This window comes from Ureibacillus xyleni (assembly GCF_900217795.1).
In the GTDB taxonomy this organism is placed as follows: domain Bacteria; phylum Bacillota; class Bacilli; order Bacillales_A; family Planococcaceae; genus Ureibacillus; species Ureibacillus xyleni.
Map to the genome: position 1 here is coordinate 192,181 of NZ_OBMQ01000001.1, position 20,864 is coordinate 213,044.

14 protein-coding genes are annotated in these 20,864 nt (G+C 34.7%); 10 read left to right on the forward strand and 4 right to left on the reverse strand.

The features are described 5' to 3' along the window. Positions 1-2,274, forward strand: a 2,274-nt coding sequence (locus CRO00_RS20060; RefSeq protein ID WP_202615598.1) for an InlB B-repeat-containing protein, incomplete at its 5' end; no start/stop codon positions are given. A gap of 288 nt (positions 2,275-2,562) precedes the next feature. Here CRO00_RS20060 and CRO00_RS00960 read toward each other — a convergent pair. Beyond that, the gene (locus CRO00_RS00960) at positions 2,563-3,744 is read right to left on the reverse strand and encodes an alginate O-acetyltransferase AlgX-related protein (protein WP_097071780.1); all 1,182 of its coding nucleotides are present in this window, start codon (positions 3,742-3,744) and stop codon (positions 2,563-2,565) included. A 9-nt stretch (positions 3,745-3,753) separates the two neighbouring features. After that, positions 3,754-5,178, reverse strand: coding sequence for an MBOAT family O-acyltransferase (locus CRO00_RS00965; protein ID WP_097071781.1), 1,425 nt, complete (start codon positions 5,176-5,178; stop codon positions 3,754-3,756). Positions 5,179-5,454: 276 nt separating this feature from the next. On the opposite strand from CRO00_RS00965, the gene CRO00_RS00970 reads away from it, so the two are divergent. Together CRO00_RS00970 and CRO00_RS00975 are read left to right on the forward strand one after the other, a co-directional pair. After that, positions 5,455-7,029 carry a plasmid pRiA4b ORF-3 family protein gene (locus CRO00_RS00970; protein ID WP_161946582.1) on the forward strand — a complete coding sequence of 525 codons (1,575 nt, stop codon included), beginning with the start codon at positions 5,455-5,457 and terminating at the stop codon, positions 7,027-7,029. A 53-nt stretch (positions 7,030-7,082) separates the two neighbouring features. Then, positions 7,083-7,274 (forward strand): hypothetical protein, encoded by a 192-nt coding sequence (locus CRO00_RS00975; RefSeq protein WP_097071783.1) that lies wholly within the window; start codon positions 7,083-7,085, stop codon positions 7,272-7,274. A gap of 87 nt (positions 7,275-7,361) precedes the next feature. On the opposite strand, the gene CRO00_RS00980 is transcribed toward CRO00_RS00975, so the two are convergent. Further along, entirely contained in the window at positions 7,362-7,856 is a 495-nt protein-coding gene (locus tag CRO00_RS00980) for a sigma-70 family RNA polymerase sigma factor (protein ID WP_161946583.1), read from the reverse strand. Positions 7,857-8,193: 337 nt separating this feature from the next. Between CRO00_RS00980 and CRO00_RS00985 the strand changes: the two genes are divergently transcribed. From CRO00_RS00985 to CRO00_RS01005, 5 genes are all read left to right on the forward strand, one after another. Next, positions 8,194-8,661 carry a competence protein ComK gene (locus tag CRO00_RS00985; RefSeq protein WP_161946584.1) on the forward strand — a complete coding sequence of 156 codons (468 nt, stop codon included), beginning with the start codon at positions 8,194-8,196 and terminating at the stop codon, positions 8,659-8,661. 149 nt (positions 8,662-8,810) lie between these two features. Next, positions 8,811-10,355, forward strand: a complete 1,545-nt coding sequence (locus CRO00_RS00990) for an Ig-like domain-containing protein (protein ID WP_161946585.1) — start codon at positions 8,811-8,813, stop codon at positions 10,353-10,355. 220 nt (positions 10,356-10,575) lie between these two features. Continuing rightward, positions 10,576-11,358: a hypothetical protein gene (locus CRO00_RS00995; RefSeq protein WP_097071787.1), complete on the forward strand. Its 783-nt coding sequence runs from the start codon at positions 10,576-10,578 to the stop codon at positions 11,356-11,358. A gap of 63 nt (positions 11,359-11,421) precedes the next feature. Then, the gene (locus CRO00_RS01000; protein ID WP_097071788.1) at positions 11,422-12,828 is read left to right on the forward strand and encodes a tetratricopeptide repeat protein; all 1,407 of its coding nucleotides are present in this window, start codon (positions 11,422-11,424) and stop codon (positions 12,826-12,828) included. A gap of 301 nt (positions 12,829-13,129) precedes the next feature. Then, positions 13,130-17,575, forward strand: a complete 4,446-nt coding sequence (locus tag CRO00_RS01005) for a cadherin-like beta sandwich domain-containing protein (protein WP_097071789.1) — start codon at positions 13,130-13,132, stop codon at positions 17,573-17,575. 5 nt (positions 17,576-17,580) lie between these two features. Here CRO00_RS01005 and CRO00_RS20065 read toward each other — a convergent pair whose 3' ends face one another. Further along, the gene (locus tag CRO00_RS20065; RefSeq protein ID WP_161946586.1) at positions 17,581-17,718 is read right to left on the reverse strand and encodes a hypothetical protein; all 138 of its coding nucleotides are present in this window, start codon (positions 17,716-17,718) and stop codon (positions 17,581-17,583) included. Between the two features lie 94 nt (positions 17,719-17,812). Between CRO00_RS20065 and CRO00_RS01010 the strand changes: the two genes are divergently transcribed. Both CRO00_RS01010 and CRO00_RS01015 read left to right on the forward strand, forming a co-directional pair. Continuing rightward, positions 17,813-18,901 carry an acyltransferase gene (locus tag CRO00_RS01010; RefSeq protein ID WP_097071790.1) on the forward strand — a complete coding sequence of 363 codons (1,089 nt, stop codon included), beginning with the start codon at positions 17,813-17,815 and terminating at the stop codon, positions 18,899-18,901. A gap of 108 nt (positions 18,902-19,009) precedes the next feature. Beyond that, positions 19,010-20,761, forward strand: a complete 1,752-nt coding sequence (locus CRO00_RS01015; protein ID WP_161946587.1) for a transglutaminase domain-containing protein — start codon at positions 19,010-19,012, stop codon at positions 20,759-20,761. The last annotated feature ends 103 nt before the right edge of the window (positions 20,762-20,864 follow it).

Here is a 20,864-nt window from a genome sequence, read left to right on the forward strand (position 1 = left end):
CCCGTACCACCAACAAAAGAAGGGTACAATTTTGCTGGATGGTATAAAGAAGAGAACTTAACCACTGCATGGAACTTTGCGACAGATACAGTTCCTGAAAATGGTATTACCTTACATGCAAAATGGGACATTAAAAAATATACGGTGACATTTAACAACCACGATGGCACAGAGATATTGACAGTAACCGTGGAACATGGATCGAATGCCATAGCCCCATCTAATCCAACAAGAATCGGCTACACTTTTACAGGATGGGATAAAGATTTTACTAATGTAACAAGCAATATTACAGTAACAGCCCAATATAGTGTGAATGAATATGCCATTACTTTTAGCAGTAATGGAGGAAGTACAGTTGCTTCGATAAATGCAAACTATGGATCATTACTGACATCCTTACCCCAACCAACAAGGACTAAATATACTTTTGAAGGATGGTATAAAGATAAAGAATTAACAAGATTGTGGGATTTAGCAACAGATACTGTACCAGTAAATGGAATTGAGCTTTATGCAAAGTGGAATATTAGTCTTGAATTGAATAATTTAACTTTAAGTGCGGGACAATTAAGCCCAAATTTTGATTCGAGTATATTAAGCTACACTGCAAACGTTGGATATGGGGTAACAAATATAACTATTACTCCTACTTTGGCAAATGATCAAGCTACACTGACAATAAATGGACAGAACGTGCTAAATGATCGTGCAACAGAACCTATTAATTTAAATGTAGGTAGTAATGTTTTAACTATAGAAGTTACGTCAGTGGAAGGATTGACAAAAACCTATACAATCCTTATAAATCGTGCACCATCAACTAATTCGGGTGGATATTTACCACCACCCCAATCAGAGCCATATCCAGGAGAAACACGAGTCATTCCTGTGCTCACTGGCGATCAAACACAAGTTGATGTTGAAATTTCAAGATTGATAAAAGATGGGAAAAAAGTAGATGCTGTATCTCTTGATGAAAAAAATTTAAATCAGGTAATTGGACAAGCAATTCAAAGTGGTCAAAACTACGTTAAAATGATGGTTACCGATTTACCGAATGATCCAGTACAAAAAGTAGAAGTTTCCATAAAAAAATCTTTTTTAAAAGGTCTAGGCGATAATAACATTGAATTAACAATCGAAACTGAAAATGGAGAAATTTCAATTCCAACACACACTTTAACAAATAATGAAAATAAGGATATTTTAATTGAAATTGAAAAAGTAACAGATCCTACTGAGTTAGGAAATACAAAAAATATGATTTCACAACTTACAAGTGGTGGAATTCCAATTAGCACACCATTAGAAATTAAAACAAACTATACAGGTGAATCAAAGATAGCATTATCACTCACAAATATTAATTTTCCATCGAATCCTGATGAATTACGAGAATTTTTAAATTCATTAGCTGTCTTTATTCAGCACAGTGATGGAGAGAAAAAGGTGGAAAAAGGAACTATTATTTATGATAGTTTTGGAAATCCTACAGGTATCGCATTTGTTGTAAATAAATTTAGTATTTTTACAGCTATACAGATACCAGAAAATCCTGATAATAATTGGGATATAAGAAAAGCAGAATACCCTGTTATGCCAGATAAGACATGGACAATTTCATTTAGTGAGCCAATTGATGAAACGAGTTTACATCAAAATGTTTATGTAGAAGATCAAGAAGGAAACAGAATTAATGTCCAAATCAATGTCACAGATGCTTCCAAATTAGTTGTTTCTCCTGTTACTTATTACGATCCTAACAAGGTATACTACTTGATAATAAACAATTTAAAATCAAGTTTTGGTAAAGAACTTTCACGCCCAGTTAAATTTGAATTTGAAGTTGCTAATTTTTCGCTTTCAGGTCAAAGTAAAAAAACTCAAGTAATTACAGATGTGCATAAACAATGGATAATTAAGTTTAATGAATCTTTAAATGAACTATTCATTACTCAAGACAATGTTTTTATTGTCGATGAAAATGGTTCAAAACATGAAGCAGTGATACAACTAAGTGATAATGATACAATTATTATCCAACCAATTGTGCCATATGACTTATCAAAAGCTTACTACCTCTTTATCCAAAATATCGAATCAACATCTGGAAAACGATTAAATCAAAACGTTTGGATGAAATTTTTTATTAATGAAGGAGAAGTAGTTAGTAAGATGTTAGATATTTCTGAGGAAAATGACTTTCTGAAAGAGAATGTTGGAGATGATGAATTACCGAATATAGATTTAATCATGGAGTTAGACAATTAAATGCCTAGATTATTTGAATCTCATTAAGGTTAAATTCTTTACCTTTGATGAGATTTTTTTGTTTAGTGGAAGAAAAAGGTGGTTAAAGAAGGGAAAAAAAGCGTTACTGTATGTAAACCCGAAATATAAAAAAGGGATTTATTGCACGTAAAGTGTGAGTCTCTATGAAGTTTATTCTTAGCGGTCACTATTTTTTATTTTTAGACAAGTTTCTTCACTAAAATTATTAGATAGAAGTTCCCTATAAATAAAAAAGAACAGCCCAAATTGAACTGTTCTTTCTATAAATTAATACTGCTCCACCACATTAAAGTTCCGATCATTATACGCAAAGAACACGTAATCCGGGTTAAGCTCTGCAATTAAATCAACCGGGTCGCCTTGTGTATGACGAAGGTCCACAATGGTTGTTTGCTTGAAATGGCTTGCCACGTGGAATTGGATGGCGTTCATGTATGAATCCTTAACAATGACGATATGCTTGTCTGAATCATAATCATTATTTAAAAATGTTAACATCGCGTAGTCTAAAGAATATCCAGTAGCATATGAAACGAGTTCATCTTGAGGCATATTCTTTGCTGCACCGTAAATATCATTAAACTTAAATTCTTTTCCTTCACCAACTTTCCCCATATATACTGTGAATTGACTTTCAAAGTTTTCAGGGTAGTTGTAACATATTTGATCATCGTTTTCGACGGTCATATATAACACTTTATTCCATGAGCCGCTAAAATCATTCGATAAACAGTTCATGTTGTTTTCGTCAAAAGGAATCGGTTGAATCTCTTCACCAATTCGCGCATTCATGTTTTTCATCATCGCCAAATAGCCTTGGTAAGCACCGTACATATTCCAGTGATGGTCGGTTTTGAAGAACATATTGTGGACGTCTACACCATTCGGAATGGCATCCATCATTTTTGCATTATCAATTCCGTTTGCCGTTAACTTTTCGTGAAGACGAGCGTTGTTTTTGATACCCATATCTTCCGGTGCATAAGATGGGCTTGGTTCACGAACGTACGTTGCTTTCGCAGGGAACGTGAAAAATGCCATTGGGATGTTGTGCGCGGACAAACCTTCATTGATCTTCGCAAAATCACCAACAAATTTATCCAAATCTTCTTCTGGAACAAGGTCTGCTGCTTTTGAAACAATCCAGCCTGTTCGAGCGTCTACATAGTATTGATCTTTAATGACGGTTTTTCCAGTGGCACTTTGGAATTTTACAAAGTTTTTCATCCAATCATCGCGAAAGGCAAATTGGTCGGAAATATAAGATTCCACTTCTTTCGTTAACTTTCCTGAAATAATATCCTGAACACTTGTTGAAAAATGCGCTGTTTGAAGCTCTCGATTTTCCATTTCTGAAACTTCTCGATCCTCTGTTGTAAAAAAGAGGGTTAAGCCTGTTACGAGCACTGCCAACATTGCAATGGGTAACAGGAGATTTAATATTTTCATGTGTCTCACCTAGAATCTAAAGTAAATAAATAGATTATGTGTTGCATTTACTAAAAACATCGTAATGATTAAAATCAACCCAACATAGAGAACGGTTTGCAAAATACGTAAAGGAATCGCAAACCCAATTGAGTTTTCTGCTTTTGTTTCGGACCATTTTTGATACATCATGTACACAGGAATTGCAAGTACAATTGCCGCTACAAAATAGATTGCATAGTCCATTAAATAAACGATTGTATTATAATCATACGAACCGTTTTCTGTCATAAAGAACATTGTTTTAATATAGTCCCATGAATAGGAGAAATTATCGGCTCTAAAGAATACCCACCCAATCATGACAAGTATTAGTACATACACATGACGGAAGAGGCGCGGTATTTTTTCTAGCCATTTCAATATAAATTTCTTTTCTAGGCAAATGATGATTCCGTAATAGAAGCCCCATGCCATAAAGGTCCAGCTTGCACCGTGCCAAAAACCTGTTAAAGTCCAAACAATTAATAGGTTACGATACACTTTCCATTGATGGCTTACACGGCTTCCGCCAAGTGGGAAATAAACATAATCTCTAAACCATGAACTTAATGAAATATGCCATCTACGCCAAAATTCTGTGATGGATTGGCTAATGTATGGATAATTAAAGTTCTCTTCAAAGCGGAAACCGAAAATTCGAGCTAATCCAATCGCCATATCACTATATCCAGAGAAATCAAAGTAGATTTGTAGTGAATAAGCGATAATTCCAATCCAAGCTGTACCTGTTGTTAGGTCACCAGCAGAAAGAGCAAAAATTTGGTCAGCCACTTCACCCATTGGATTCGCGATTAACACTTTCTTCCCTAAACCTTGAATAAAACGTCTTGTCCCAACCATTAAATCTGAACTTGATGTAAAGCGAGATTTAATTTGTTCGTCAATCGTTTGGTACCGAACAATTGGCCCAGCTACAAGTTGTGGGAATAATGTTATAAATAGGGATAAATCAATTAAACTACGATTTGCTTTTACATCTTTTCGATACACGTCAATAATGTAGCTTACGGCTTGGAATGTATAGAAAGAAATCCCAATTGGTAGGGGCACTGCTTCCCATACAATGTTCTGTCCTGTAATGTCGGAATAGATGTCGATAAAGAATCCCGCATATTTATAATAACCTAATATGGCTAGGTTAATGAGGATTGTGACAATCAGCAAGGTGAGTCGTTTTGATTTTGCATCTGCCTTATCAATGACAATCCCCATAATGTAGTTCACAATAATGGAGAGAAGCATTAATACAACATATTTTGGTTCACCCCATGCGTAGAAAAACAAACTCGCAATTAATAGCAGCGTGTTTCGAAACCACTTCGGTGAAATAAAATATAAAATAATGACAATTGGTAAAAATACGTATAAAAATATAAGACTACTAAAAACCATGAAGAATACTCCACTTTCTACAAAATTTGATTCAATGTTAGAAGTATACACTAGTACCCGGTACAGATACAAATGTGTACCGGGCACCGGAACAATTCTGAATTGTTCCGGTGCCCGGTACGCAAACAATTCTGAAAATTTAAGTCGATTTTATAAAAGATTACGTTTATTAAAGGATTTGCAATTTAGACGGATTGATACAGAAGTTGATGATATAATTTAGTTGAATTATGGAGAGAGTTTTAATAATAGATTAGAAATGTAGGTGCAATGAAAATGATATTTCAGTTTAAAATTACATTAATGGGTTCAAAACCACCAATTTGGAGGAGATTCGAAATTAAGGATACGATGACGTTTTATCATCTTCATCAAATTATTCAATTTGCTTTCGAGTGGGAGGATTATCATCTTCACGGTTTTGATGTGAGAAAAACAAATGGAGTTGCAATAAATGGAACGAACTCTATAGGGCCAACAGGAATGGATGATGATTTCGGATTTTTTGATCCAGAATATGATGAAGAAGACGTTATCCTTAAAGACGTATTTAAAAAGGAAAAAGATCGTGTCCTTTATACGTATGACTATGGGGATGATTGGGAGCATGAAATTGTATTAGAAAAGATTTTGCACGAAGAATCCAATACCTTCTATCCTCGTTGTACAAAAGTAATGCGAGAAGCTCCACAAGAAGATAGCCGTATGAGGTATCTTCAAACAGGGATTATTACTGGGGCGATAAATGGAAAAGAATATATGGAAGAACTGAATGAGATTTTCCAAGAAGTTTTCAGTGAAGAGCAATTAATGGATAGAGAAAATAATCGTTCGAATGTTGGAAGTACTAGCTGGTATACATTGCTAGATTTAATAGATGAATATAAAGAGCTACAGCCTTGGAAATGGATGGATGATGACCAAATTTTCATCGTACAAGACCCTGAAACAGAAGTATTGGTCTTCTGTAGCGTCTTAGGGAAGGCTGGGATTGAATACGGTCTAGCTGCTTTTATTGGGGATAAGGGGCATACGTTTCTACAAGGGCTTAACAAACTCGAAAACGCTAATTCTAAGTTCTTTATGAAACAAAGAAGTCTGCATTTAAGTTTTTCCAACAGAGACGAGTTAGCACCAGAAGATTACCAATTGCTCAAAGCACATGGCCGTTCATACCGTGGAAAAAATCAATGGCCACAAGTTCGAAGCTTTGTTCCCGGTTTTTATCCATGGTTCCTAAATGACGAAGAGGTAAGGTTATTGGCGATTGTTTTAGAGCAAACAATTCAAGTATGCAAGATTTCAAAACAGAACCCTTATATTATAGGAATGGATGAGGGAACTCATTATTATGCACGTGTACTTAATGAAAAAACGAATAAGTGGGAAAGTGGAGAAATTACATTACATCCAAATGAAAATTACAGAAAAGATCTTCCATTATATATAAACGACATTGAAATAATGAAATTAAAGAAAGTAACGAAAAAATTAAATACATCTGTGGAATTTGATTGTGGTTACTTTATAACACCTGTTCAAGATTTTCCTGATGAACGCCCATATTACCCAAAGATGGTACTTGCTGTCGATAAAAAACGCGGCATGATCCTATTTAATGACTTAATGAACTTACAAAATGAAGTGGAAGCTGCGCAAATTGGCTTTGTTAACTTTATTTTGCAAATGGAGAGCGTTCCCCGAGAAGTGTTCGTGAATAAAGAAACAGCTCAATCTATTCAGCCAATCGCAAAAATGCTAAACGTAAAGCTAATTATCGTTAATTCACTTCCTATAATTGAAGAAGTATATGAAGATATGGAAATGATGTTTAAAGGTGGGCTTTTATAGAGGTTGAGAGCGATGAATAAAGTAATAATACAAGAAATTAGGATGGAATGGAAATGCAAAGTGATGAAAACTTATCTTTTGTCAATTTGCAAACAGGTGAAATTGTTCAAGTTTCACAAGAGATGCTATCGATTAAGGAAGATAGTAACGAGTGTGACGTACCTGAATGGCAACAAGATGAACTCGAGGTAGCGAATACTATTTTAGAAAATGAAATGCAATTTGCTCAACTTCCTCCAATGTAGGTTGTTTGGGTCTCAAAAAATGGGTGGTACAGTTTTCCAGAGCAATGTATTGGAAGGGGATGTCCTTAAAAAACATCCCCTTTTTACTTACCCCTCGTTCAATCGTTTCCGAATCTTCTCCATCAACCGTTGACGTCGTTTTTTCAACGTTGTAATCGGAACACCGAATCTTTCAGCCAATGTATTATAAGAATAGCCAAAAAAGTAAAGCCCGATTAGTAGCTCAAATTCCTCCTCAGTTAATATTTGCTGGATCTCCTCAAACAACGCTACGTCTTGTGCGGTATTATGTTTCATCTGATAATAATGAGCAGCATGCGTAAGGTCCTCCTTTTCCATTGCAATTTGAACCTCACTATATTTATTATCCTTTGTCATCTCCTTTAACAGTGTCGTTTTAATCATTGTGTACGCATAATTCGAGAATTTCCCCTTCGCTTCATCAAAATTCTGCCATGCTTGCCAAAGTGCTATTCTCGCGGTTTGTCTAAAAGTATCATAGTTTTTGTAAATATTGAGTTTACGAATTATCGAAGAAATCATAGGTTCATATTGTTCAAGAATTTCCTCGAACGTCTCCATAACAAATCTCCTTCGACATGTGCACATATCAAATATTCCTAGGTGGCTCCATCATAAAGTGATTTTCAAAATAGTTCGAACAGGCTATAATCGGACAGTTTAGTGGAATTTATGAAATTTCGTAGGAAAATTTCAAGAAAAAACTGCTGAAATTTAGAAAATTGATAGATTTTTTGACGAAATTTTTGTTGGAAATATTTACATTTTCGGTTGGATAATTTAGAATATTTCGTAAATGGGGGTGGAGATAAAGGATAGATATTTCAGGTCGTTCAATGGAATTTTAGGTCTTACGTGAAATAGTATAAGAATTTTTATTTTTGAAAGGGGAATGGAGTTGGACAAAACGTTGCAAATGATATTGATGAAGCACGAAAATCTATGCATTGTTCCTCATTATGAAGGTAAGATTTCTTCTATTATTTATACAAAGAACGAATCCTTCAAACTTGAGGAAAAAGTAGACACGGTAATCAATTTATACTGCTTACAATTTGCCTCGAATTTAAATGGGAGAATTCAGGCTTCCCGTGAACGATTTGGCTTTATAAAAAAACCACCAATTGTCATCTCAGAACTAAATAGCATTGTCGCCATGCAATTGCCTGTACCTCACTATTCAGAGAGTATGTGGATTTTTGACCTAAGTTTCGGTGTTGAAGAATTAAATAAGCAGAGTGAAATTGAATTTCAAAACGGTTTGAAATTTAAAATACCATTATCAAAAACCGCTGTGATGCACCGAAAGTTGAACGCTTTCCAATTGGTAGTGGAATGTACAAATACTCAAAAGAAACCGCTATAAAATCACATCATCGTAGTACATAATGAAAGCGCTATCACTAAGGGTGACGGAAGTTTATAATTTTCGTCACTTTTTTATTTTTATTAACTATCAAGTACGAGGTGTTGTTATAATTATCCTGTTAAGTAATTTTTATGGAGGTGTTGGATTTGAAAAAGATTTTTAGCTTGCTTATTGTTTTATCGTTATGTCTTCAATTTAATATAGTCAGCGCGAGTGAAGTTTCAACGTTACAGCAAGTGGCGACAATCAACAATTCTAGTACAGTAACTTCTGTCGATTATAGTAAAGACGATCTATTTATCATTACAGGGAGTACAGATGGCAAAGTTTCAGTGTGGAATGCAGATAGTGGGAAAATAATCAACTCTTTTGAAGTTTGTAATTGTTCAGGACCGATTCATGTCAAATATAGTCCGGATAATTCAATGATTGCAACTGCGGATACATATGGAAAAATAAAATTATGGGATACAACATCAGGCAATTTAATTAAAACACTTAGTACAACAGAAGGACAAGGTAAACCAATCAATGACATCGTTTTTAATGTAACAGGATCGGTATTATATTCTGCCAATGTTGACCGCAATTCGATTACGTTATGGGACGTTTCGAAAGGTACTACGATAGAGGAATACTCATTTAATTCAGAGCCAAAAACCATCGTCTACAACCCGAAAAAACTTCAATTAGCTGTGGGTCTAGCAAATGGTAGTGTGAACATTCGACATTCTGATACGGGCGCATATATAAAGGAAGTTACGAATTTAATGGATGGGCATAGTGTGGAGCAACTCGATTTTACACCAGATTATCAATATCTTTTTGGTATTAGCTCGAAAATTGATCAAACGCAACCATATATGTTGGACGTATCGAAAAATTACGAAAAAGTAACCCTTACAGCGAATGAGTTTAACATCCAACCTGCTGATTCAGAATGGTTAGGCTTTTCTTTCAGTAATGATGGTAAATATTTGGCTGCTGTTACGAGTGAAGGAAACACATTAAACATTTTTGACGTACAAACTAGAGCTTTAATAGCATCAGTGCTTGCCGGTGTACGACCAGAAGCTGTTGCCTTTAGCCATGATCATGACAGAATTTTTGCAGGAAAAACGATTTTTGATTCTACTACATTACCAACATACCAATATAAAGGGATTGTAGCCGTGCCAGAATCAGATACAATTCGTGTTGGGGAACCATTGAATTTAAACGTTTTTGCCATTCACCATGACGGAAGAAAAGAGCAAGTGAGTTCTTATCAAGTAACTTCTAGCAATACAGACGTGTTAAAAATAATGTACGGTAAACTAATTGCAATTAAAGATGGTACTTCGACAGTTACGGTTGACAACGGGACATTCAAAACGTCGATTAAGGTATATGTAAACAATTTTAAAGAGCTTGAAAAGAAAATCAATCAAGCACCGAATAGAACATGGGTTGTAAAATTTAATGCCCCTGTTGATATCTCGTCTGTCAATAAAACAAATGTTTACGTGACGAATAAAAACAAAGAAATCGTGGAAGTCAACTATTCATTAAAGTCGAGTTCTGAAGTACAACTAACGCCAAAACAAAACTACACATCAGGCGAAACATATACAATTTGGGTGAAAGAAATAAAATCGAAATCAAACCAAACAATCAAGCAATTTACGAAGATGGATTTTCAAATTAAATAGTTTCAAAGGATCCTGCATTTTTATAATGTGGGATTTTTTTATATTAATATAATTTATAATTCCCTATTTATATAGGGGATACGTTATGTCTTAGTAGATTTGTCGAAAAAAAGTTATTGATTTAAAAGTAATTGAAACATAGAATAGTGCTAATAAATAAACATTTCCATAGATAGGGAATTTACTAATTCTATGGACCCTAAATGAGAAGGAGGAAACAATGAGGAGAAAATTATCGGTTTGGCTCTTGCCTACACTACTAGCGGCTATTTTCCTTATCCCAATGAGCGCTTTTGCTTCAGAAGTTGAAATTAGTGATTCAGAATTAGAGTTATTAAACTTAGGTTTTGAACCGCTAGACATGAACGACGATTATATTGTAGGCACCACTGCTCCGAATAATAAAATCTACTTTTATGAACGAGCAACAGGTACAACTTATAATGTAGGGTTTACTGATCCCTATACGTTTGTAAGAGATGTGGATATGAAGGTTCAAGGTCGTTATTTCTATTTCACAACCTATCAATATGCGGGGTATAGTGAGCACGACTACACTATTATGAGATATGATTTTTTAACAGATTCTAGTGAAGAACTAATCTATAATCCCAAAATCATAACAATTCAAGGAGTATCGGATAGTGGTTTAATCTATACTCAGGATAATATCATTTATGGCAATGAATTATATTACTATGATTTTAGAACAGGCAAGGAGACACATTTAGCATCAAAAGTCGGTTCTGCCCATATGTCTGGCAATATCATTACGTATTCCGTTGTAAGTAGCAATATTATGGAGAGAAATGAATCGGTATATTATGTTCAAACCAATGCATTAACAAATAAAATTCCAGTTCCATACGGTGGGGAATATGTTAAAACGAATGGGAAATATATTGCATACTGGTACAATAATTCTTTCTTATCCAATGAAAGAACCGTACTAATCTATAACATATCTACAAAAGAGGTATATGATTATTCATATTATTACTAGGGAGATGCTGCGCTAAGGCAAAATATCGTATTTGCTGGGGGAGATTTCGCTCTATGGAACTCAGTGGAGAGTAAAAATCCGAATGGGACAACCGGCTATGATTTACAAAATGATGTTAGATACTATTTTTCTAGAAGTTATATGCCAATAGCAGCAACAGAGAATGAGGCAATTTTTTATTCACCATCTTCTTATGACTACTACTATTTAGATTTTAGTAATTTATCTGGTGGTGGTGGTAAAACAGCATATGATTATTTCAATGAAGGGGTAACTCTCTATAATCAGCAAAAATATCAGGATGCCATCGCACAGTTCGACCAAGCGATTTCTTTATATAGCGGGGATGAGCGTTTCTACCTATATAAAGGGTACGCTTTATATTACTTAGGGAAATATCAAGATGCAATTACTGCCTTTGACAATTCCTTGATGCTAACAAAGTCGGAAGAAGCGTATTATTTTAAAGCAAAATCTTTATTTGAGTTAAAAAGGTACACGGAATCACGGGCGATTATCTTAATTGTGATTAGTTATAATAACCAAAGTCCGGAATATTATAGTTATCTCGGAACGATTTTAATAAATTTAGGCCAATATCAAGATGCGTTGGATGCATATAACAACGCCCTACGAATTAATCCATCCTATCCAGAGGCAGTTGCTGGAAAAGATCAGGTTGAGGATTTGATTAATGATGGAGGTTCGAAACAATTACCTTCCAAATCAAATGTACCATTAGATCACACATTTACGATTAATTTCAATACGGCAGTGAATAAAAATACGGTAAATTCTAGTAATGTTCAAGTTTATGAAGTGTCTACTGGGCAACTAATTCCGATTTCAATTTTGAGTGGCTCGAATCCGAACGCAATTTCATTTAAACCAGTGACAAATTATAAACCAAGCAATTTATATCGAGTAACTGTGAAAAAAGATGTGAAATCTACATCTGGCAAAGCATTAACACAAAATGTAGAAATGACTTTTACAACAGTTTCGCAAGGCCCGGTGTATGGGGAAGGGCAAAAGTTAGATGAGATGGAAGAGTTGCTTGATGAAAGCTCTTATATTCTTAAGGGAGATCAGGCTAGCGAAGGATTAAAGGATATTAATTTTACCGAATATGAAAATGGATTTTTTATTGGGTATTACGATGTTCTTATTGAAAAATATAGAACCGGACAATTTTTAAAGGAGTATCAGCTTGGAGGCGGTTACAAGAGATTCACTGCTACCGTTGTACCTTCTTATTATTTCAATTATAAGCAACCAGAAAACCCTAATGATATTGGTAGAATGAAAATCTATGGTGATGGCCAACTGCTTTATGATTCTGGAATAATTAGTACATCGATGAAAACACCAAAGCAAATTGATATCAATCTTCAGGGTGTTAATCGCCTTAAGATTGAAGTGAAGAATGGGGTTTCATTAGGCTTCTTTAATCCAAAACTTTATAATTAATTTATACAACCCGATTAGATTGCTAGTCGGGTTTTTTATTTCGGCAAAGTTTGGGGAAATCCGCCAAAATGCCTCTTTTATCCGCCAAATTTGCCAAAATATCCGCCAAACAGCTCTTAGCAGTTGCAAGTCGGTTATTTTAATCCCGCCAATCTACTTATCTTGTAAGTTTTTTGTAAGAATGTTCTATTTGAAAAAAGTTTCCTAATAACTCATAATCTGTTAATAGGTTGATTAGGACTTTAGTCTGTAATTTACAATATTTTCAATAAAATAACACGGTATTTGAGGTGAACATTGCATGATAAAAAGGCTAGGTATTATTAGAAATATCATTTTAGCGGTTTTTTTATTAACATTATTTAGTGGGGGAAACCACAAAGTATTTGCAGATTTGAATACTTTTATTGATTCGGAAGGTTCGAATGTAAATTTATTTTACGCAAATAGATGGCAAAATCTAATTGCAAATCTAGGTGGCACTACTCTAAATTATCCCAATCCTACAGATGAGAATTTTGAAAATGCTGAAGCAACAGGGTGTAGTACTTCCAACACAACAATAGGGGGATGGACTTACGAAATAAAGTATGATGCGAGTTTTGGTAGTGAGCCCTGTTTAGATATAATCGAAATTAATTCTGATAAAATGATTGATTTTATGAGTACATCAGGTGGAAACCAATTTATAAGAATTTCAACTTCCTCAGGTATTGAAGTTAAGTTGAATTCATTTGAATTGATAAACCATTACGATTCAGGACCGTCCAGCTATAAAGTAGTAGGATATAAAAACGGTATAGAAGTTAATGGTGCAACACAAGAATTTACTTTGATAAATCAAACTGTCAATTTAACTAATCCTGCATGGGGAAATATCGATGAGTTTCGTATTCTAAGAACAGATAGTAGTACGTCAGACATAGTTTTGCAATTAGATGATATTGATATTTCAATACCTAAAAGCAACAATACCAATCTAAGTAATCTTAGTCTATCAGCTAATAACTTTTCTAAATCTCTTAATCCCAATTTAGATTATCAAACCGTTGAAGTACCTTCTAGTACGATAAATATTTTGATAATGCCAATTTTGCAAGACCCTAATGCAGCAGTGATGATAAATAATCAACCAAGTAATCAACCGATTTTTCTGGATTCAAATAGTAAATTAATTGAAGTGAATGTCACTGCCGAAGAGCCAAGCGTGAAAAAGATGTATCGAATCATGGTTATTCGTTTACTTCCTCCACCAAACGTTCAGGCAGATGATATTAATAATGTTATTACAGGATTTAACGAATCTTATGAATATCAGTTTAATGGGGGAAGTTGGAATCATTATAACTTAGCTAACTTGCCAGATCTTAGTGGTGATGTGACGGTGAAAGTACGTATTCCAGCAAATGGACCAGGAATGCCTCCAAGTGAAGAAGCTGCCCTGACCTTTTCTAAAATAGCAAGTTTACCAACTGTAACACCAGCAACCACTAAAGAAGTTACTATGAATGACAACGGGTTAGAAATTACACCACATGCAATTGATGAACAACAAGTAACACATTTTAAAATTACCGGTATTACTGGTGGAACTCTTTATTATAATGATGGTACTTGGCCAATAGGAGAAGGAACTTTTATTAGTAAATCAGAAGCTGCGAAAGGGCTAAAGTTCAAACCTAATCCAGATGCTAACACTAAAGCTGGTGACACATTCAATTTTAAAGTCCAAGCAGCATTTGACAACCAAGGAACAGGTTTAAGTGATCAAGTGACAGCTACTATAACCGTAACAGAAGTAAATGATCCACCAAATGCAGCTGATGATCAATTACCTAATATCGAACAAAATTCGAATCCTATTAGTATTCCGTTTTCACAACTTTTAGCAAATGATACACCAGGTCCTGTAAATGAAAGTGGACAGGAATTAATGATTAAAAGTGTTCAAAATGCAACTGGTGGAGAAGTTAGAACCGAAAATGGTCATGTGATTTTTACGCCGAACACAAATTTCCGTGGACAAGCGAAATTTGAATATACAGTTGAAGATAATGGTACAAGTGATGGTGTTTCCACTCCAGAGACAAGTCAAGCAGTTGTTACGATTAACGTCCTACCAAAAGCAGACGCACCGACAGTTACGAATGCCGATACGAGTGAGGATACACAAAGCTCAAGTGGTTTAGTAATTACACGAAGTGATTCAATAACGACACACTATAAAATTTCAAATATCACTGGCGGTAAACTTTATTATAATGATGGAACAAGAGAAATTCTCAGCGGCGATTTTATTACTGTTTCAGAAGGAGAAGCAGGATTAAAGTTTACACCTTTGGAAAATCAGTTTGGTTCAACTGGATTTGGTTTCTCGGTACAAGCTGCTCCGAATACGAAGGGCACTTTATTAAGTGATGTAGTGGAGGCAACAATTAATGTTCGTGAAGTAAATGACGCACCAATTGTTCAAAATGACCAGTTAGGTGATTTTGCAGTGAACACACCACTAATAACGATTCCGGTTAGTGATTTGCTTTATAATGATAAAAAGGGACCAGATAATGAAGATGGACAAACTTTATCGATTATAACTGTAGGAAATGCACAAGGTGGTACGGTAACAATAGTAAATGGTGAATATATAGAGTTTACCCCCGATAGTAATTTCCAAGGAACAGCAGAATTTGACTATATGGCTCAAGATGATGGAAAAACAAATTCGACTAATGACTTTAAAACAGCTACAGGAAAAGCGAGTTTTAATATTTTGGATAAAACACCACCGACAATAACACTAAATGGTGACACAGAGATTTATATTGAATTAGGTAGTGTCTATCAAGAGCCAGGTTTTTCTGCTGAGGATGATATAGATCAAGATCTAACTGGCCAGGTTGTAGTCTCAGGCGTAGTCAATCCAAACGAACTTGGGCCGTATCAACTAAAATATAATGTTATAGATTCAAATAATAATCATGCCAATGAAGTGATTCGTACTGTACACGTTGTTTCAGCTGAACTAAATACGTTATCCATATCAAAGGGTAACTTAACGCCAGCATTTGTTCCAAGCGAGCTAAATTATACTGCAAAAGTACCGAATTCCATTGATAAAATCGATGTAAATTTAAGTGCTTTAGATAGTACAGCAACAATGACTTTAAATGGCGAACCAATTGGACAAAATGCCGCGAAAACTGTTCCGTTAAAGGTTGGTTCAAATCCAATTACGGTCGTGGTAACTTCTTTAGGTGGAGCAACTAAAACATACACTTTAGTTATAACTCGTGAGGTATACATTGGAGGAGGGGGTTCAACACCGCCACCACAACCAAAACCTGAAATTATCACCGTTCCAGTTGAAACAGGTGGATCTCAACAAGGTTCTAATGTGTCGACAGCTATAATTGAACGTACAACAGATGCAAATGGAAACAAAAGAGACAATGTGGAATTAACTGCTGATAAAGCGAAAGAAACCGTTGAAAAGTTGAAAGAAGCAGGTTCAGATACGGCGCGTATTGTGATTCCGGATACAAAAGATGAAGTTTCAGAAGTAAATGTTTCAGTGAACAAATCTTCACTTGACGCATTAAAACAAGGAAATATTAATCTGGAAATTTTTACGGATAACGCTCGTATTGCCATTCCAAAAGATTCCTTAGGCGAAATTCAAAATGATCTTTATTTCCGAGTGGTTCCTATTAAGGAGCAACAAAAACAAAATGAAGTGAAAGAACGTGCAAAACAGGAAGAGGTTGTTCGGGAAGTTGCAGGAAGCCTTAACATCAATGTTGTTGGTCGACCAATGACAATTGAAACAAATATGCCAAATCGCCCTGTTGATTTAGTGCTTCCATTGAAAGATGTTACAATCCCTGAAAATGCTAAGGAACGCGAAGACTTCTTTAATAAACTTGGCGTATTTATTGAACATAGTGATGGCGAGAAAGTCTTCATTAAAGGTGAAGTGGTTCCATATAAAAATGGCGAGTTAGGGTTAAAGTTTACCATTCGTAAGTTCAGTACATTCACGATTATTAATATGGAAAATGGATGGGACCAAAAAGAGCCGAATTTTAACGACCAATTTAAAGGAAAAACATCAGAAGCAAAAACAAAAGTAATGGCTGACAAAGTATGGAACGTTCAATTGAATCAAACATTACAACCAGCATCTATTAATGAAAAAACCGTTTACATGTATAATGAGGCGGGAGAAAAAGTTGAAATTAAAGTTCAGCTAACGAATAATAACCGTACAATTTCAGTTAGTCCAAAAACGTATTACAAGCCGGGCACAAAATATTATTTATATTTAAGTGATGAAATTAAGTCATCTTTTGGAACTCCATTAAAAGAGACAGAACGGTTTGTATTTGAAACAACAGCATATTCCCTTGAAACTGGAAAATGGTTAGAGAAAAACAATGTCTCTGCACAAAAAGCATGGACAGTTTCATTCAACTCTAATGTAAAAAAAGAGTTAGTAAGTGGGGAACGAATTTTCGTTACAGATGAACAAGGTCAGAAAGTAGCGGTCAATTTAGAAGTAACAAGTTCCAATATTGTTACAGTTACACCGAAAGAACCTTATCAAGTTAACAAAACTTACTATTTATTCATTCAAGATTTGGCATCTAGTCAAGACGTGAAACAAAAAGAGCAAACATGGATGAAGTTTACAGTTGGGTCCGATGTTGCGAAAACAAGTGTTGTGACGAAATCATTTGAAGTGAAGTAGAATATTTAAATTTCTAGCAATCTATCTTGGGTTGCTAGGAGTTTTTTGTTATCCGCCAAAATCAGCGAATTATCCGCCATTTTTAAAAAAATATCCGCCAAGATGCCTCTTTTATCCGCCAAATTTGTTGAAATATCCGCCAAACAGCATCTCCCACAAAATATATTTGAAGAAAAAGATTACTTTTCCACCAATACAGTTAAACTAATCCCAACAAATTTGTAGGGGGACCGGGATTTGGTAAGCTTACAAAAAGAACGCGTGGAATCGATTAAATTCATGAGGGTAGTCGCGATGTTATTAGTTGTACTGATTCATACAACTGGTATTGGGATTCGGGAGTTAACTCCAGACAATCCGTTTTACTTTCTATATTTATTTTTAAACCGATTCACTCGTTTTGAAGGCGCGGTTTTCGTATTTTTGAGCGGATTTGTACTATTTTATAATTATGAATCAAGACCATATACCGTTAAAACGTGGACAACCTTTTACAAAAAACGGTTTATGTATATTTTAGGTCCATTTTTAGTGTGGTCCATTTTTTACCAACTTTTTTCTTTCTACATGGGGACCCGTAAATATATCGGCATTGGCCCGATGATTGAAAACATTGCGACGGGACAATCGTATTACCAGCTATATTTTATATTGATATTAGTGCAGCTGTATTTTTTGTTACCAGTTTTTATTTATTTCATTCAAAAATTTCATTGGTTTAAAAAATATTTGCTGCTGATTGGCTTTATCATCGAGTTAGGTGTTCAAGTATTATTTAAAAAATATAACATAACATTCGCTCTCCCTTTGTTTACCGGATACCTTGCAAGCTTCTTTTTTGGCGGTTGGGTGGCGATGTATTATCCAAAATTGAAAAAGGAATGGTCTAGAGGATTGATGGCGGGTGCAACTATTTTTACAGTGGCATTAGGAATCCTCTATATGCTTCTTTATTATCAATTTCACATTTTAGATAACCCATCAATTCCATATGCTCCTTTCAAAATACTAGCCATGATTTACTATTTAAGTGCCTGTTTTATCTTATTTAAATGGAGTATTATTTTGGAAAAGTATGGCTCGATAAGATTTAATGAATGGGCTGAACGGCTAAGGGTTTATTCGTTTGGCTACTATTTAGTTCATCCCTTTATATTAGAATTGGCAAAGCTCGTTTTCGTTCCACAGACCCTATTCCAATTCCACTTATTTATATTCATCAGATATATTGTTGTGGTCATTGGTTGTTACGTTTTTATTCGAGTAATCCACATACTTCTTCCGAGAGCGTGGATGATTTTTGGAAAGTTGCCGAGTTGGAAGTAAGGTCATTTAGAGTTCGATTATTCTAAATGGCTTTTTTTTGTAGTGGAAATCTACTAAATATTTGATAGAATCTAACTTATAATAATAAAAATCATAGGAGGAACTATGATGGATCAACGAAAAATTGTAATTGCTACAATTATGGCAATATCGATGTCACCAGTTATAGTAGCGGAAACACATGCATCAGATAATCACCTTATAATTGAAAACTCAGGAACAATCATAAATCCAAACTTAATGGGAGCAAAAGTAGCAGAAACGAAATCAGTAGCTACAGTTTCAAATTTAGCTGCCACAAATATAACAGATCTTACTAGTATTTTAGAGAATGAACTTAGTAAACGAAGTACGGCTATTTCAATAAAATATACTGGAGATACGACGAATATCTTAGAAAAGGTCAATGAAATTATCAAGAATTATGGTTTTAAAGATGATTATTTTCGAGGAATTTTATCTAAATGGCAGTACGGTACCTATGGATATGAGAATAACGTAACGATTACGGTAAATCTTACATATTTAACAACGCCTCAACAAGAAGCCTTTATTCAATCCGAGGTTGAGAGAATAGTAGATAGTATTATCAAACCATCCATGTCAGTTGTTGAGAAAGTAAAAGCAATAAATGATTATGTAGTTTTAAATACAACCTATTCTTTTGATTCATCAACAACACCACATGCAGCTTATGCAATATTAAATGAAGGTAAAGGTGTTTGTCAGGCATATGCTTTATTAACTCTTAGATTATTACAAGAAGCTGGTATTGAAGCGAAGTATGTAACTGGTGAATCAAGAGGCGAGGGGCATGCTTGGAATCTTGTGAAAATTGATGGGCAATGGTATCACCTAGATACAACTTGGAATGACCCTGTATTTGCAGATTCCTCTGTGGATCATAGTGATTATGTTCAATATAAATATTTCTTAATTACTGATAGTGCAATCCGGGAAGATCACACAATTGATAATCATGGATACCCAACTGCTACAAGCGAGCGTTTTATGGCATTCCGTTATATTGAAGAACCAGTGCAAGTTGGCTCTACTTTGTACTTTCCAAATCAACTAAGTAACTATCAACTATATAAGCTAGATATGACAAAGGAACCGTTAAAAGTTGAAAAAGTTTCATCGACTCGTGTTCAGTATATAGTTCCTGTAGATGGTTGGTTATATTTCAGTAATTACTCCTTCAACGCCTTTTTAGCAAAAATGAAACTTGATGGCTCAGAGGAAAAAATTTTATTGGAGAAAAGAGTGGATTCTGTAAGGCTGGAGGGTAACGAAATCGTAGCTTCCTTTGGTGGAGTTGAGTTATATCGTGAAGTAGTGATGGATGCTGTCGTAGTTGGCCAACAAGAAGAAATCCAACAAATTCGTTCTATTTTAAACTCGATAGAATTTTTAAGTCCTAATTTTGAAGCTCAAGCTATTCAGTTAAAAGCTTTATATAATATTTTAAATGAGGATTCTCGTTTGTTACTTTCTAATTCAGAGCGAGCAACAATTCAATCAATCCTATCAAAGTATGAAACAATGAAAAACTTAACTTTTGATACGATTCAATGGGAAACTGCTCGTAAAATTACGAATCCAAAGAAAGAATGGAAGATTAATTTAAATCAGGAAGTGGCAAATACAGCTGCTAATAAATCGCAAATTCGAATTGTGGATATGTTCGGGGAGTCGATAAGTGCAACAGTTACTATAAATGGTAAACAAATTGTAGTGACGCCGCTAAATGAATATGTTGCAAATGTTCCATACACTTTAATAGTAGATAAAGGACTTTTGAGTGTAGATGGAACAAAAGTGAAAAATGGTGTGCATTTAGAGTTTGAATTGAATTAGGAAAAGATAAGGAGGCGGCTCATTCGTTTTGAGTGGCCTCCTTTTTGTTAGTAATTAAACTAATGGGTTAATTTGTAACAAATGGGGTTATTATATATAACTA